Source organism: Paenibacillus psychroresistens (genome assembly GCF_009728935.1).
GTDB classification, from domain to species: domain Bacteria; phylum Bacillota; class Bacilli; order Paenibacillales; family NBRC-103111; genus Paenibacillus_AC; species Paenibacillus_AC psychroresistens.
On the sequence record NZ_CP034235.1, the window covers coordinates 5,649,361 to 5,665,376 of the forward strand.

16 protein-coding genes and 2 pseudogenes are annotated in these 16,016 nt (G+C 39.2%); 1 reads left to right on the top strand and 17 read right to left on the bottom strand.

Features of this window, described 5'->3' with window-relative positions:
• Positions 1–97 precede the first annotated feature (97 nt).
• The 5 genes and pseudogenes from EHS13_RS25840 to EHS13_RS25860 form a co-directional block, all read right to left on the bottom strand.
• Positions 98–220 (bottom strand): annotated as a pseudogene (locus tag EHS13_RS25840) (DinB family protein); the annotation flags it as partial.
• Positions 219–1,700 (bottom strand): WG repeat-containing protein, encoded by a 1,482-nt coding sequence (locus EHS13_RS25845; protein ID WP_155703145.1) that lies wholly within the window; start codon positions 1,698–1,700, stop codon positions 219–221. The pseudogene EHS13_RS25840 and the gene EHS13_RS25845, both read right to left, overlap by 2 nt.
• Before the next feature lie 310 nt (positions 1,701–2,010).
• On the bottom strand, positions 2,011–3,018 hold the full coding sequence (locus tag EHS13_RS25850) for a serine hydrolase domain-containing protein (RefSeq protein WP_155703146.1): 1,008 nt from the start codon (positions 3,016–3,018) through the stop codon (positions 2,011–2,013).
• Positions 2,990–3,499, bottom strand: coding sequence for a VanZ family protein (locus tag EHS13_RS25855; protein ID WP_155703147.1), 510 nt, complete (start codon positions 3,497–3,499; stop codon positions 2,990–2,992). The genes EHS13_RS25850 and EHS13_RS25855 overlap by 29 nt, the downstream gene beginning before the upstream one ends.
• A gap of 101 nt (positions 3,500–3,600) precedes the next feature.
• Positions 3,601–4,224 (bottom strand): hypothetical protein, encoded by a 624-nt coding sequence (locus EHS13_RS25860; RefSeq protein WP_155703148.1) that lies wholly within the window; start codon positions 4,222–4,224, stop codon positions 3,601–3,603.
• Between the two features lie 393 nt (positions 4,225–4,617).
• Between EHS13_RS25860 and EHS13_RS25865 the strand changes: the two genes are divergently transcribed.
• The gene (locus EHS13_RS25865; protein WP_155703149.1) at positions 4,618–6,192 is read left to right on the top strand and encodes a DUF5050 domain-containing protein; all 1,575 of its coding nucleotides are present in this window, start codon (positions 4,618–4,620) and stop codon (positions 6,190–6,192) included.
• Positions 6,193–6,263: 71 nt separating this feature from the next.
• On the opposite strand, the pseudogene EHS13_RS25870 reads toward EHS13_RS25865, so the two are convergent.
• The 12 genes and pseudogenes from EHS13_RS25870 to EHS13_RS25925 all read right to left on the bottom strand — a co-directional run bounded on the left by EHS13_RS25870 (position 6,264) and on the right by EHS13_RS25925 (position 15,935).
• A pseudogene (locus tag EHS13_RS25870) lies at positions 6,264–6,794 on the bottom strand (DinB family protein).
• 22 nt (positions 6,795–6,816) lie between these two features.
• Positions 6,817–7,245, bottom strand: coding sequence for a pentapeptide repeat-containing protein (locus EHS13_RS25875; protein ID WP_162463255.1), 429 nt, complete (start codon positions 7,243–7,245; stop codon positions 6,817–6,819).
• A 210-nt stretch (positions 7,246–7,455) separates the two neighbouring features.
• Positions 7,456–8,271: a PP2C family serine/threonine-protein phosphatase gene (locus EHS13_RS25880; RefSeq protein WP_405083520.1), complete on the bottom strand. Its 816-nt coding sequence runs from the start codon at positions 8,269–8,271 to the stop codon at positions 7,456–7,458.
• 157 nt (positions 8,272–8,428) lie between these two features.
• The gene (locus tag EHS13_RS36915) at positions 8,429–8,755 is read right to left on the bottom strand and encodes a hypothetical protein (protein ID WP_155703152.1); all 327 of its coding nucleotides are present in this window, start codon (positions 8,753–8,755) and stop codon (positions 8,429–8,431) included.
• Between the two features lie 56 nt (positions 8,756–8,811).
• Positions 8,812–9,690 (bottom strand): SMP-30/gluconolactonase/LRE family protein, encoded by an 879-nt coding sequence (locus EHS13_RS25890; RefSeq protein ID WP_155703153.1) that lies wholly within the window; start codon positions 9,688–9,690, stop codon positions 8,812–8,814.
• Positions 9,691–9,708: 18 nt separating this feature from the next.
• On the bottom strand, positions 9,709–10,299 hold the full coding sequence (locus tag EHS13_RS25895; RefSeq protein ID WP_155703154.1) for a LutC/YkgG family protein: 591 nt from the start codon (positions 10,297–10,299) through the stop codon (positions 9,709–9,711).
• Positions 10,296–11,750 carry a LutB/LldF family L-lactate oxidation iron-sulfur protein gene (locus EHS13_RS25900; protein WP_155703155.1) on the bottom strand — a complete coding sequence of 485 codons (1,455 nt, stop codon included), beginning with the start codon at positions 11,748–11,750 and terminating at the stop codon, positions 10,296–10,298. Before EHS13_RS25900 ends, EHS13_RS25895 begins: the two co-directional genes overlap by 4 nt.
• Positions 11,740–12,483 (bottom strand): (Fe-S)-binding protein, encoded by a 744-nt coding sequence (locus EHS13_RS25905; protein ID WP_155703156.1) that lies wholly within the window; start codon positions 12,481–12,483, stop codon positions 11,740–11,742. The genes EHS13_RS25900 and EHS13_RS25905 overlap by 11 nt, the downstream gene beginning before the upstream one ends.
• 5 nt (positions 12,484–12,488) lie before the next feature.
• Positions 12,489–13,274 (bottom strand): SDR family NAD(P)-dependent oxidoreductase, encoded by a 786-nt coding sequence (locus EHS13_RS25910; RefSeq protein WP_155703157.1) that lies wholly within the window; start codon positions 13,272–13,274, stop codon positions 12,489–12,491.
• A gap of 18 nt (positions 13,275–13,292) precedes the next feature.
• Positions 13,293–13,991, bottom strand: coding sequence for a GntR family transcriptional regulator (locus EHS13_RS25915; protein ID WP_155703158.1), 699 nt, complete (start codon positions 13,989–13,991; stop codon positions 13,293–13,295).
• A 188-nt stretch (positions 13,992–14,179) separates the two neighbouring features.
• On the bottom strand, positions 14,180–15,025 hold the full coding sequence (locus tag EHS13_RS25920; protein ID WP_227013520.1) for a carbohydrate ABC transporter permease: 846 nt from the start codon (positions 15,023–15,025) through the stop codon (positions 14,180–14,182).
• Between the two features lie 13 nt (positions 15,026–15,038).
• Positions 15,039–15,935 (bottom strand): carbohydrate ABC transporter permease, encoded by an 897-nt coding sequence (locus EHS13_RS25925; protein WP_155703159.1) that lies wholly within the window; start codon positions 15,933–15,935, stop codon positions 15,039–15,041.
• Positions 15,936–16,016: the final 81 nt, after the last annotated feature.

A 16,016-nucleotide genomic window follows, 5' to 3' on the forward strand; every position in this document is an offset into this window, starting at 1 on the left:
CTCCTACATTCAACACGATTGGTGACTCATAAATATCCCATTTCACGTTTTTTTATTTCCAAGACAAAAGGCCCGCCGTGGCGGACCCTTCTGCTGCTTATACCTTAAGTCGTTTCTTAATCATTCTGATTTGTCCTCTATGATTGATTTCATCTTCAAAAACGTGAAACCACATAAAATAATGATTAGCTTGTTTTTTATACCAGAACTCTTCCGCTTTATTTGGAGAAAGGATAGATAAACTCACCTTTTTGATTAATATAAGCCTGTTCGTGTTCATTGTTTTCAACCAAAGCTAAACCGTTTTTAAAGTCGAATGCAATTACAAACTCAGGTTCGATCACAATTTCACCCTTATTGTTGATGTACCCGCGTTTTCTATCCATTTGAATCATGGCAAGTCCCTCAGAAAAATCAGAAGCAAATTCATATTTTGGCGCAATGGCCATCTCTCCGCTAGAATTCATAAATCCCCATTTGTCATCTGTATAAACGGAAACCAACCCTTCTGAGAATTGGCCTGTCCAACTAAACTGGGGTTGAATAATTAGCTTCCCGGTATGGTCGATAAACCCCCATTTCTCCCCAACTTGAACAGCTGCGAATCCACCAATAAAAGTCGAAGAGCCTATGCCATAGGTCTCGTTAAATACTTTTCTACCTTCTTTATCAATATAACTTGCTGGGTCCATAATACTTTCTGCAACAGCTGCTACACCTTCTGAAAAATCAGTCGCTTTAAAAAACTTCTGTTTAATAATAACTTCTCCGTTTTTATTAATATATTGGCTGGAATCCTTATACTCAACGGGAGTAATTCCTTCGGAGAAATCAAGGGCATTATTGAACTGAAGTGGGATCACAATTTTTCCACTTTTGTCGATAAACCCGCTTTTATATTCATCATTGTCAAAATTCTCAACATTAGCTAGACCTTCAGAGAATTCGTAGGCAAGACCATAGCCAGGAGGAATGACTATTTTTCCAGTTATATCAATATATCCCCACAACCCATCAATTTCTACCGCTGCAAGTCCTTCCGTGAAAGGCAAAACATCAGAAAATTGCGGAGTTATCACAATTGTCCCAGTGATGTCGATAAACCCAAATAATTGGTCTTTAATAATCGGGAAACGTAAAGTTAAATCGCTATCTGGTGTCTCCGTTTTATAGGTAATGATTACGGTCTTGGTGGCTTGCTCCCAGGTTACAGTTGCCCCCATTGCTTCACCGACAAATCGAACCGGAACCATGGTATTGCCATTTATGAGAGCGGCAGGCTGGTCTAGAATGATATCTTCGTCATTTACTTTAGCTTTGTTATCACCTATTTTTAAATAAATTGATAAAGTTCCTCTAGTGGCTATGACACTTTTATCCTTATCGTTCCAGATTAATTGCGCTCCTAAGGCTTCGAATATAGCTCGCATAGGTACAACAGTCTTTTCGTTAAGCAGAACCGGAGGCTGGGAATAAGACTGAAGCACATTATTTATTTTCACTTTAATCGTGCTGTCGGCAGATACTGCATAGGAGCTGGTTACAAAAAATAGAGCGGCAATACATACAAATATTAATAAAAATCGAGAAGAAAAGCAGGCGTGCCTAAGTATTGTTCTAACATAACTAGTATTCGGCAATCCAATTCCCTCCAAAGGATAAATTTTCTTACTAAAATAATATACCTGAATTGCTGTCATTACAGATGACTAAGAATAAGGAAATACGGAAAATCCAAATTAACTCAAATACCCCCTTTAGTCCTCCATCCATTATCATTTTTCAAGTAAGGTTCTGACAACCCGTACTAGTATTGTAATACCACATGCTGCGAAGAAAACTAAGCCTAAATAACGGAAGATAGTTTCAACGAGATCTAAAATACCACTCCAAAAAAAGAAATCCGGTATAGGCATTAGCAGTAAAACGGTACCGACAATAAAACCGTAAAAAAAAATCCGAGTGTTGTCTCTGCTCATAATAAATATTATCCTTCCCTACCAATTTTCATTATTTTGGTCGAATCCCTGAGCCAATAATTTGCATAGAAGGATGTAAGGATTCCGCCACGAAATCCTCTATACTCGGAACGAAGATAACTGCGACCAATTCATTCACAGGGTCAATTGTAAGTGCGGACCATCCTGCTCCATGATGGGAAAAGGATTGAGGAGACATAGTACCTATCACATTACCATCTAAGAACAACCCTAACCCATCGGACGTCATTTGCTGGATGAGCTGATCGTTTATAATTCTTTTCCCTTCAAAAGTACCTTGGTTTAGCATCATCTGTCCCAATTTTTGAAGATCATCTAAAGTAGAAAACAACCCTCCGAAAGATCTCGGAACCGCTCGATAATTCTCCGGAGCCAAACTGTTTTCTTCCCGTGGGAGAACGAGTGAAAGAAGCGACTCCTGCTGTAATGAAAGTTTAAATGAAGTCATCGTCATATTCAGCGGCATGAGCAACATTTCTTCTACAAATTGTTCGTAAGAATTACCGAAGACCCTGGAGATGATGACTCCTAGAAGAGCAAACCCTGCGTTCGAATACTCGAAAGTAGTTCCTGGTTCAGTCATATATCTACTCTCTGTCAGAGGAGAAATCCAATCTGCGAGATGGAAAGAATTAAAAAAAATAGGGTCGAAATGCATTCCTGATTGATGTGTTAGCAAATGGCGAAGCGTAATTCCCCTAAATCCATTACAATCTAACTCATGCAAATAACGAGTGATCTTATCTTCTAGATTCAACTTGCCCTGTTCGACAAGCTTAAGTACTGCGAGTGCAGTGATGATCTTCACAATGGATTGAACAGGTCTGATAGCATCGACGCTGAACGAAGTACCGTTAAACCCAGACGAGCCTAAAGCTTCCTTAGCGATGATGCGATTATTTTGAGATATCACAAAACTTGCTCCCTGTAGTCGGTTTTGCATGATAAGATTTTGAAAGTGAACCTTAAGCAGTTGAATGGCTTCCAGATTATAAGTATTTGTCTTCATTCCAGCCATTTTTATCCCTCCAGAGTTCTTGAGCTTTTCTAGCTCTTTTTATGTAATTTCTGAGAACACCATAAACACTATAGCCGATTAAACAACCTATTGTATTTAGAAGAATGTCATCTATATCAAAGTATCCCAGCATTGTGAAGAATTGAAATGTTTCTATTCCAATTATGGATATGAAGCAAATCAAAATGGATTTTACAAACTTTCTGCATTTTCTAAAAATAATCGGTATAAGAAATCCTAACGGACTAAATGGAATAATATTACCCAAAATATTGGTATAGGCATACGAATCAGTCATATTTTGCAAATAACGTGTCATACTTTGAAATGGAATTAAGTTATAGTTCCAATAACCTGCACTTCTACTTTCTTTTATGGAAATAATTCTATCGATTGATTCATTAAACTTCACAACAACAAAAAATAGTAACAAACATATATAAACAACAAATATTATCTTCCATATATTCACTAACTTCATTTAGTCCCCCCAGTTCGCTTATACAATATCTTATGATATTTTTTTCACTAATAAGAATACTCATTAAGTTCCTCCCTGATTTGAGAGGACTGCTGTCTGAGTTACTCGCTTCTTGATATACCTTCATATTCTCTTGAAACGTTATCTAGTCCAATCATTATCTTCATCCATTTCTCCTCTTTAATAAAACTTTCCTTATTACTGATGTGCTTTCTTATTGTTTCTGTTTGATTTTCACTAGCAATCCCTGGGTACTCTTTTGAAATTACTGAAATCCATTTATCTACTAGCTCATTGATTTTATTTAATTTCATATTATCTTGATTGGAAATGTTGTTGAAATCATTCCTTTGAAAATAAAAACCCAAATTATTAGAAACAGTTGCAGTTTTGTTTTGTAGATTAGCTTCTTCATCAAGGTTAAAATAGCTAATAAAATAATCAAAATCTTGTGATGTCGTTGATGTTTTATATAGTCTATCAGCCAAAATTTCTTTTGTGGTAGAGTTGGATTTGTTATTTAGCAAGGATGTTAATTCTTCTTTAATGGAAAATATATAACCTATCAGTTCGCAATACTTGTTTGACAATTCCTGCGAAAGATAGCTCTCATATTTCTTGTTATTTTGATTTTCATTGTAAATAAGAAAAATCAAGCTCAACATTATCAAGCCAATTATTATGTATTTCCAATTGAAATTAATTTTCCGTACCTCTTTATTCAAGATTATGCTCCTCCACTGTATAACGATGATATTAAATAGTAAGACGCCAGCCCTCCCAGAAAGTTCCTATTATACCACGTTTTATTTTGAGGAGTATTTGCTTTTCTGCCTATTACTTTAATATAACTTTCTTATTATTCTCGAAATTCAATGAGAAAGGGATGAGTTAGATTATTAAGTGCCCTATCTATTCTTTCCATAAAATTGCCCCACGTTATCATTTTTCTTGCCTCTTCCATAGAGAAGTAACCGACCTCATCACTCTCGATAAAAGACACGGATATATTTAGAATCAAAATAGTTTTTATGAGCGTGTAATTCATGATCTCACGTGGAGATTGGAAACTTATCCCATGTTTCCGCGTTTAAGTTAAAAAGAGGAGATGACGCAACATGAGAAAAAAATGGACAGGATATGTGCTCGCATTTTCATTATTCGTGAGCTTGTTGTTGCCTGCCGAACAAACTAGGGCCGCGGAAGTGACCGTAAAGGTTACGCTGCCGGATTTTGCGGTGAACTTGAACGGTCATAAGGTGGAAAATCAGTACCGTGAATACCCACTGCTGGTTTATCACGATATCACTTATTTTCCGATGACCTGGAGCGATACCAGACTGCTTGGTTTAGAAGCGATATGGTCGCAGGCAGCTGGCTTAAATATTAAACAAAGCGAGGTGACCTCTTCATACGCACCTTACAAGTCCGGTATTCGTAATGCGGCCACATATTCCGCGAAGATTTCTACATCGGCAATCACTGTCAATGGTAAGGTGATCAACAACTCAAAAGAACAATATCCGTTATTGAGCTTCCGAAACGTTACGTATTTCCCTCTAACCTGGCGTTTCGCGCATGAGGAATTCGGTTGGGATTACAAGTGGAGTACGGCCAGCGGACTTAGCATCTCATCCCATAACCTGCAGCTGCAAACGGTTGACCTTCCCGCATATGCTGCTAAAAACGATGTCGCCCTTTTCAAAGGGTATTATTATTTCGTTGAGACAAAGGACACCTCAAACCATATATATCGAGCACCAGTGAATCGACCGTCTGCCAAAGAAGAGGTTTATTCTTATAGTCACGCAGATACTCACACAGACGTTAACTCTGATCTAGTGGGGCCTTTTTCCTTTCAAATCCGTGAGAACATGCTGTGGTTTACCTATCAAATCGGGGGAGGTGTTACTGGTAGCAAAGAGTTCGTGAAAATCGGTGAAGATGGGAAAACAGTGGTGTTACAACTAGGACATCCTTATATGGATTTCCGTGATACACCTTATGGAACATTAATCGTCGATCTTGGCGCCGGTGACGTCAAATTGTCTTTGCTGCCACTGGGTCAGGCAGAGACGAAAGCCAAAAGTGTTGGTGACCCGGAGCTGATGTACGCCTATCATGTTACACAGAATGGCCTTACAGCTACCTCTGTCGTCGGAGATTATGTCTACGTGTTATGTCATCAACAAATGGCAACTGCGCCAAATTTCATCTATAAAATCAACCTAAAAACGAATAAGACAGAAAAGATCGTTGACTCGCCTGTACGATGGTTCCAGATTGCCAATAACAAGCTGATCTATATCAAAAAAGATGAGAACAATGCGTTATATTCGTCTACGCTGGACGGGACGAATGAAATGAAGCTGTCCGAGCATGCTGTGTCTTGGTTTGACAGTATTGACGGCAAGCTATTCTACACAACGAAGAATAAAGCAAACCGATTTGAGCTGTATCAGGCTGATCCAAATGGGGAAGACCCTCTTGTCTCGACATCGCCAGTCGCTAGCGTACGAGTGTCAAATGACAAGCTCGTATGCCAGCTAGGTGGTAGCGATGGTGTCGTGATTCTGGACGGTTCAGGTAACTTACTGCTAAAAGTAGCGGATCCGATCGCGCGTGTTCTTACGTCCGATAATGGAGTATTACTCCAAAATTCTAAGAATTCCACTTTAGAATTTATTCGTTAAACGAAAGTTCAATATTATGATTAATGGGTTGCTGAATGCAGCCCATTTTTTTGTCAGTAAAAACTCCCCATTTAATTGGACAGATAATTTTCATTATACCACTTTCTAAGCTGATTAATTTGAGCCTGATGATAGCGGCTATGGTCAGCCATATGCCATATGCCCCAGCGTATGGTTGCTTGCTTTTCATTTTCATGTCCAAAAGTAACAACGTTATCTAAATCAGAATCTGTTAATTGTGAGCATGTATCTTTCATCATTTTTACTACATCTTAGTATTTAGACATAAGTGTGTTCAAAGACATCCCTTTGACCATGGGAAGCCTATTATTTGCATCTAACATGGGGCCATATTGCTCTTTTAAATGATGAGGAAGTGGTTGATCTTTCATTCTATAAACCCAATTAAGATCAACGTACATAATATGTTTTATTAATTGTGCGGTACTATTAAAGTTGTTATTTAGCCCCTTATAATCTACTTCTTCATTCGACATGCCATCAGTGATTACTTGTAGTCGTTGGCTATTCTCTTCCACAGCGGAATATAATATTCCCACAATAGGTGACATATTTGCTTCGCCTTGTAAATCATAAAGCATCCTAGTTTCTGCTCCCTCGCTTTTATTTACCTGCAGATGCATGCTGTTTGATTAGATTTTCGATATTAATTCCATTTATGACCAAACCAGTAATGTCGCAGTTCTCCAGCTTCACATTCGTTAGATTACATTCAGTAAACACACCTTGTTTTAATGAACAGTTCCTGAATTGCAATGGATTTCGTTCTTGTTGATCCGACTCTGGCTGATCCTTATCAGAGAAACCTATATGGTTAAATTGGGCTCCCCCCCATTGTGCACCATCAATAACCAAATCACTCAGATTCGCATCAGAGATACTCATACCCGTCAGGTTGACATCGCTCAACGTCACTCCAGATAGATTGGCACATTGAAAAGAGACCTGCTCCGCTCGCACATTCTTAAAGCTAGACCCAGTGATATCTGAGTTTATGACGGTTATTATCTTCTTTTCGTTTTCCAATAGCACTATCAAGACCTCCTAAAAGTTGGTATTTATTTATAATCCAGTATATATCAGAAAACCATGCTGTCCAAGCAATAGTTTGCTATGGGTATAACAATAGATTTACTGATTGCAAAAAATGCTCTTTAGATTCTTGATTAATCCTAATCTCCTCTTTTTCGAACAAATCAATCTTGCAATACAACAACTTCAACTACATAGCTAATAAGCTTTTCACCCATATTGGCTATCACTAGGTTTGGAGGAGCTTTTTATATTTTCAACATTCCAACTAATGAGGGTTGTGCTATCAATCGTTTTGTCATTATGTAATCCTCTTACAAATGAATTAATATTCCCTGATAAGTCATCTCCATGAAATAAGTTGTTAATAGTATTAACTTGCTGATCGTTTTGTAAGAATCCATCTGTAACCATTAGTATATTATTGAAACCAGTTCTAAGTTCTCTACGACCCGAAGAATAGCAAGGTACCTCTAGTTCGAAGGTATTCACTTTTCCAATCCATTCATAAAAATTTCGCTGATTTAACATATTCTGATTCCAGAAAAGCAAATCAGCATGAAATAAGAACAACATACAATCTCCAACAGAAAACCACCATAAAAAATTGCTTTTTCTTACACATATTAAACAAGACGTCTCACCGCTTACTTTTTTGCAAGCATTTACAAAATTTTCAGATTTAAAAAATTCGAGAATACAGCTTTCAATATCTATGAAAAGATGCTTAATAGAACGATTTAATATTGAAAAAATATTCTCTTTTTCTTTTGTTAGTGTATTAATAATAAGTTCTGCACTTTCGCTGGAAGAATGTGCATCAAGTAGAATAACAAATTCCCAATCATTATTTGGATCACACCAAATAAGTAAACCGTCTTCATTTTTTGTTGCTCCTGCAGATTTACTTCCTCCATATCTCCCCATAGTTATATTTTTAAAACTCTCAACTGATGGCTGATCAAGAAAGTTATTCTCAGACCCTGTCCAATTAATTTCTGAAACTTCATGTTTACTCATAACCATCTTCTACACCACCATATTCAATCATTTTCCATTTATTTTATCATATAATCACTTCCAATTTATACCATTTCCCTAAAAAAGTCCAATAATCACAATCGATAATAATGTCAGCTTAGTTACTTTATTGCGTCTCAAGTCATTCGACCTCCCCAACATGCTACTTGGCTATGAACCCTAAAAAGTCACCTGACTCGGCATCGATAATAGAAGTAACTTCACCTTTATATAACTTTTTGCCATCAACTTCGTGAGTTCCACTAAATTTAGAGGTTAAGACCCAAATCATTCGCTCAAGATCCGTATCATGTCTAACGCTGTTATCAATCCCTAAATCTATATATTCCTTGTATGTCATTAACTGTTTCCTTGTATTTCGTCCCCCCTTTTTTGCTAGTGCTTTATCGGAAACATAACCCGTTATTTCTTGTAATTTCATAAACTTCGATTTATCTTTATCATTATTTTTTTCATAGTAATCCCTCATTCAAGAAATATAAAGCTGCACTCCTTTTATTAAATGGATGCAGCCTTTTCTACTTATTAACCAGCAAATGAATAGGTTGGAGCACCTGTAACATTAGTCTTGATTGCGAAAACACTGCCAGCCAATGGCTGAGTGGGATCACCTTCAGGGCCAATATCAACACTTGCTGTTGTAATATATAGGGTATCCAATGCTTCTCCACCAAACGAGCATGAGGAGGTTTTTGCAACTGGAACTCGAACGATCTCGAGCAACTCACCCGTATGTGGATTCCATTTGGATACCTGCCAGCCGTCCCACTGTGCAACCCATAGCATTCCTTCCGCATCGCTGGTCATGCCATCAGGCAATCCGCCACCATCTGGTATTCTTACGACTACTCGTTTATTACTGATTGTACCTTCGGCTAATACGAAATCAAAAGCCACGACCTCGTACGTAGTTGAATCTATGAAATACATAATCTGATTATCTGGGCTCCAAGCGATACCATTGGAAATACTGACATTTTCCAACACCTTGCGACAGCTGAGATCTGTATCCAAACAATATAAAGCTCCTTGCTCTAGTTGACCATTGGTACTCATAGTTCCTGCCCAAAAACGCCCAGCAGCATCACATTTTCCATCATTAAAGCGATTCCACGTAATCCCTTCTTCCGGATCCACAATAGCCGTCACCATTTCTGTTTCCAAATCGAGTGAATAAAACCCATTCTCCATCGCGAGAATGAACCCACCTGAAGCTCTGGGAACTGCAGCGCCTACTCTTTGTGTAAATTGAATAAATCGATTGGACTGCTCTTTTGGATCATGAATATGTAATTTCATCTGTTCTATATCCACCCAATAAAACACTTGAGCAGCCGCATCCCAGCAAGGTCCTTCACCAAGTGTAGCCTTCACATCCACCACTAACTTCAATGATTCTGACATTGAATCTCCTCCTCAGATTTAACTCTGATCATAATCTATTATAATAACAAAAACCTTCTTAGGTCCATGGACACCTACGTTTAGTTTACCATCAATATCTCCCGTTTTGCTAGGTCCTGAGATCAAGGTCACCGAACGTGTCTGACTCATACGCGGAGCAAGCAGCTTGAATACTTCAACTCGTTTAGCATAAATCCTATTCAAAGGGAGCACAGCAATATGCACATCTGGCAGCAAACTGACTGATCTGCTTTTCCCGGGTGATGATAACAACACCAAGGAACCCGTTTCCGCCACGGCATAATCCGTCCAGGTAACTCCTATTGTAACATTTTCCATGGCACTTACTAATTCAGTTTTAGTTAATTCATCCTGATTCCACAAGATTTGCAGCTGAGTGTCTTGCGAGAGCAACGGGCTTAATGCCGTTAAACCTGGATGATTCCATAACATCATTTTTCGAGCTTTTTCAGAAGCGCATATTCGTAAAATTTCCTCGGCAACCCCTTGCTTATCTGCTGCTACTGTAACATGCCCACCTACTTTTCTAAAGGCAGCTGTAAAGGTTTCTTGAATGTTTTTTTGGTATGCTGTATGATCTCCACTCATAAATTCTCCCCCCTCACAGAATCAGAGTTAGCTTTAACGCCAGGCTTTGGCTTCTGCTCAGTCTTCTTCGATTGCTTATATTGCTGCAAAAAAGTTCGGCGGCTGAAAAGCGGGAAATTGCGCGTATTCGTCCAATTCTTCAAGCCAGGCAAGCGCATCGATAAATTATCTTTGCCCATGGCGAGAAGCTTAACACCCCAGTAAGCCGCTTTTTGACTCGATTTATACATGCCAAATGAAGAGAACGTAGCTGCCCATATTCGAAAAGCTAAAGCCTCTATTCGACCATGTTTTCCAGATTGTACATCTAGCTCACGGATATCTAATAAGAAATGATGCAAAGGAATCTTCACAGGACAAGCTTCATCACAAGCCCCGCATAAACTGGATGCATAGCTCAGCTCACCATGCTGCTCCATCCCGAGAATTAGAGGCGAGATAACTGCCCCAATTGGACCGCTATATGGACTTTCATAGGCATGACCGCCAACTTGACTGAAGACAGGACATACATTAAGACATGCGCCACAACGAATACAATTAAGTGCCTCTTGAAATTTAGTCCCAAGCAGCTTAGATCTGCCGTTATCGACGATAATCACGTAAACATCCTCGACACCATCGTTTTCTTCTGACAGTTTTGGACCGTTAATCATATTGATGTACATGGTTGATCTCTGGCCGTTAGCACCCGTAGTTAGCAATGTCAGCAAAGGATCAAGCTCTTCTAAAGTAGGGACAATCCGTTCCATGCCCATAATGCTAATCTGTACTCTAGGCAATGTAGTGACGAATCTACCATTACCTTCATTAGTTAGTATGACGACTGTCCCCGACTCCGCAACAGCAAAGTTACAGCCAGTAATCCCAATATCAGCACGCATGAACGATTCACGAAGTATTTTTCTAGCAAATGCAACTAATTCGTCTGAATCTGTTGTTAAATCATAGTTATGATGATCGCGAAACAACTGTTGAATCTCTTCTCTGCTTTTATGAAGCGATGGCATGACGATATGAGAAGGCGGTTCGTCCGCGAGCTGGATAATAAACTCACCTAAATCGGTTTCAAACACCTCAATCCCATGCTCCTTAAGATGATGATTTAAATGTACCTCTTCAGATACCATTGACTTGGACTTAGCAACAGATTTAGCATCATGCTCTTTAGCGATATGCAGCACCTGATCAACGACCTCTGCAGCATCTTTAGCAAAAATAACCTTTACTCCATTAGCTTTAAAATTCTTCACTAATTCACGCAAGTGGACATCCAACTGCTCGATAGTTCGTGTACGTATTTCCTGACCTTGAGTTCTTAGCTGCTCATAATCGGGATTCAACGCAATATTATCCAGCCGGCCATTGCGCAGATTTCCGGTAACATTCCGCACAGATTTACGCAGAAAATCATTCTTCATTAATTGATGGATGGCTGTATTAATTTTCATAGGCTATCCCCTGAGCAATCGTCTGAATATAATGCTCGGCTGCAATATTCTTCTGCGTACGATTCATACGGCCTTGTATATTCATTAAACAGCTATAGTCGCCGCTTATTACGGTTGATGCACCGGTAGCACTGATATGCTTGATCTTCTCATCAACCATTGCGGTTGACATTTCGGGCAGCTTCACGGAAAACATCCCGCCAAATCCGCAGCATTCTTCCCCGCAAGGCAAAGGGATAAGCTCCAAGCCTTCAATTCCGCTCATCAAAGATAATGCCTGAGATTTAGCTCCTAATCCACGTGTCATATGACAGGATGAATGGTAGGTTACTTGCTTCTCAAGTTTACCCGAGATCTGTTCAATACCGGCGATATCCACAATAAACTCAGAAAGCTCGTAAAACTTCTCAGCAAATGCTTCGATTTCTGCCTTTTTCAAGTGACTTTTCAATAAATCCGGATAGAAATTCCGAATCATCGAAACACAGGAGCCTGATGGGGAAACGATATAATCGTATTCCTTAAATTCTTTATATAACGCCAAAGCAACCTTGGCAGAATCCTTCTGATAACCAACATTATAACCAGGCTGCCCGCAGCACATCTGCTTCATCGGCACTTCGAGCTTAATATTCAATTTGTTAAATACATCGAGTACAGCAAAGCCGATGTCCGGGGATAAGCTATCCACTAAACAAGTTACGAATAAAGCTACTCTTTTGTCCTCTAGCATGGAAGTCACCCTTCCCAATAAGCTGTATCTGGCAAGCTGCCATCCATCGTATATCCACCATCAATGGTTAACGTCGATCCTGTCATGTACCACGATTCGTCTGAAGCTAGGAATAACGCTCCCCACGCAATGTCTTTCGGTTGTGCGATTGCTTTTAACGGAATTCTTTTGAACAGGGCTTGTTTGACAGCAGGTGTATACATCGGTAAGGTCAATTCGGTAAAGGTTGCTCCAGGAGCAAGAATATTAGCCGTAATCTGATGAGGCGCAAGCTCAGTAGCCAGTGTGCGTGTAAAAGATTCTACCCCACCTTTAGCCGCTGTATAAGCAGAACAGGAAGGTTCAGATAATGTAGCATGAATCGAAGAAATATTAATAATTCTGCCTTGCCTATTACCTGCAATCATCGCTTTGGCTGCATATTTACTGCCTAGAAAAACACTAGTTAAGTTTGTACGAAGAATACGCTCCCAATCTTCCTCAGGCGTATCGAGAACCTTACTCTGGAAAATAACCGCCGCATTGTTCACCATAATATCGATAGCTCCTAAACGAGCAACCGTCTCATTGATATAATGCTGCACCTGAGCTTTATCGCCGGCATCTGCTTGAATGAATAGAGCTTCACCACCAGCAGCCTCAATCTCTTGCACTGCTAGTGGACCTCTTACGGCATCGATGTCGGCAATACTTACTTTAGCACCCTCACCAGCAAAAATTTTGGCAATTCCAAAACCAATTCCTGCGGCTCCTCCTGTTATGACAGCTACCTTCCCAGTCAATCTTCCCATGTATACGCCTCCAATTAATTAGAATATTTTGTAGATAGCAATCATCTTTAATAGTCCGTCCAAGGTATTGTCCAAATGCTGCTTTAAGGCCGCTTTTGCCCCAGCTTTATTCTTATCTAAGAGGTTGTTCAAGATCGCTTTATGCTCCTGCGACGCTTCCAGCATCCGTTGTGTATCCTGCAAATAATAGCCTCTAGCAATATGAACATGACAGTTCACATTTTCAAAAAGATTGATCATAATCGGATTATCAGTCGAATGTACAATATGCTTATGAAAGAGCACATCACTTTCCATAATTAACGTGCCGTCATATTCTTCCGCTTTCAGCATTTCGTCCCACTTGGCAATTTCTAATTCAAATTTAGCTGTCTGCACGCAAAGCTTCTCGAATCCTAGCTCCAAAGCATACAGCTCATTCATTTCCCGATATTGAAAAAGATGAATCAAATCCTGCTTATAAATCCCTGTTACAAAAGTGCCTTTGCGCGGAAATGTCTTGATAAAGCCTTCAGCATCCAGTTTATTCAAGGCATCGCGGACTGGAGTGCGACTCGTATTCAATTGCTTGGCAATCTCATAAGCATCAAGCCGTTCATTTGGCGTAAACTCCCGCTTCATAATCATTCTTTTTAAAAGCGTATAGACGTCCTCTTTCATGTCGCCTGAATTCTCCAGTTCCGAAGGACTCAGCGTTAACTCCACATTATCAATCATTCATTCACCTACTTTGCCGTTTGATTTTTGATATATTTCGTAATATATCAGATTGTATATTAAATCACAATGCTTTTTTTATTAAGTCCCGCTAGCTTGAGTTGATCAAACCTACTAGAGAAAAAAAACCAACGCTGGAATCAATGATCCGCTCCAGCGTTGGTTCTTTTCCCAGAATCATCCCATAATTATTTAACCGCTCCAGCTGTAATACCCTCATTAATGTATTTCTGGAAGAACATGTACACGATCAAGATCGGAATAGAAGCAATTGTAACTCCAGCAAATAGAGGGCCAAACTCCGTGCGATATTGCATGGCTCCTTGCATGAAATTAAGCCCTACTGGGAGTGTATATTTAAGAGGATTACTGATCAGCATTAGCGCAAACGGGTATTCATTCCAGAAACCTACAACGTTAACAATACTAATAGTGATCAACCCCGATAAGGAAAGCGGCAGCATAACTTTGAAAAACACTCCGTAGTGTGTCGCTCCATCAATGACTGCAGATTCTTCAAGCTCACGAGGCAGTGACTTGAAAAACCCAGTTAACACGAACATCCCAAACGGTACAGAGCCAATTGCATAAAGGACAATCAATCCAAACCATGAATTGCTGAGATGCAGGTCGCCAAACAAGAAAAACATCGGGATAACCAGCATCATCATCGGAACCGTCATAGAAGCAATATAAAAATAGTAAATTAAACCTCGTCCTTTAAATGCATATCTAGCCATTATATAGGATGTTGTCGAAGTCAGAATCAATGCTAGCACCATACTGCCAATTGTAACCACGATGGAGTTTACGAAATAATGACCGAACTCATATCTAACCCAAGTATCCGAATAATTCCCCCATAAAAGTGGAAATTGTGGAAGTGACCAGGCTTTATTGTTCATAAATTGTTTGTTATCTTTTAATGATTCAAATAGGGAGAATACTAACGGATAGATTACAAAAACAGCCCAAATTAAAAGAATACTCATCGAAATAATGCTGAATATAGGGTTTTTCCTGGTTTGTTTCAATTGGATTCCCCCTCTATGAAACTTCGTGTACTTCTCGTCTCATCAACCGCTGCAAAATCACAGTTGTTAAGAGAGAAAGCACCAGAATCAATACGCCTATCGATGATGCGTAGCCCATATGATACCGCAAGAACCCTTGATCGTATAAATAGAAGCCCATGACCTGCGTTGAATTATCCGTACCACCGTTGGGTGTCATAACTTGAACAATCCCAAAATTACCATTCAAGGACGAAATCACAATATAAACAACCGAAACCTTAACTTGCTCCCAAATCAGTGGAAAAGTAATATGAATAAATTGTTTCCACTGGGAGGCTCCATCTATTTCGGAGGATTCATATAAAGAAGTCGGAATGCTCGTTATGGCTGCGATCAATAAGATCATAAAAAAACCGATACCTGCCCAGATTGCCGGAGGCAGTAATGCCCATATCGCATACGTTTTATCTCCAAGCCATGGTGTTTCTATCTTTCTTCCCATAATTAACGATAAAAAAGCATTCAAAAGTCCCATGGAAGGATGATAAATAAAGCGCCAAAGAATCGCAATAACTACGATACTAAGCAAGTTTGGAATGTAGAAGGCAATTTTATAGAAAACAGCACCTTTTATCTTGAATCGAGTTATTGCAACAGCGAAAAAAATAGACAAAGTCATGATACCGACAATTTTCCAGAATACTAGAAAATAATCATTAGCGACCGCTTTGAGGATAACGGGATCGTGGAGCATTTCGCGAAAATTAGCTAGTCCAATGAATTCTTTATTCGCCGATGAGCCTGACCATTTCAATAAGCTGATATAAAGTGCTTGGATAATTGGATAGGCAGTAAAGATACAATAAAGTACAAATGTCGGTACCATAAAGGAGGCAATAAATAAGCTTCGTTTCAAAGTAACTGTCATAGGTTCCCCTTCCCTATAAAATTTAGGATGAGGATAAGGGAAAACATCCCTTATCCTCATAATTAAACATCCCATTCATTT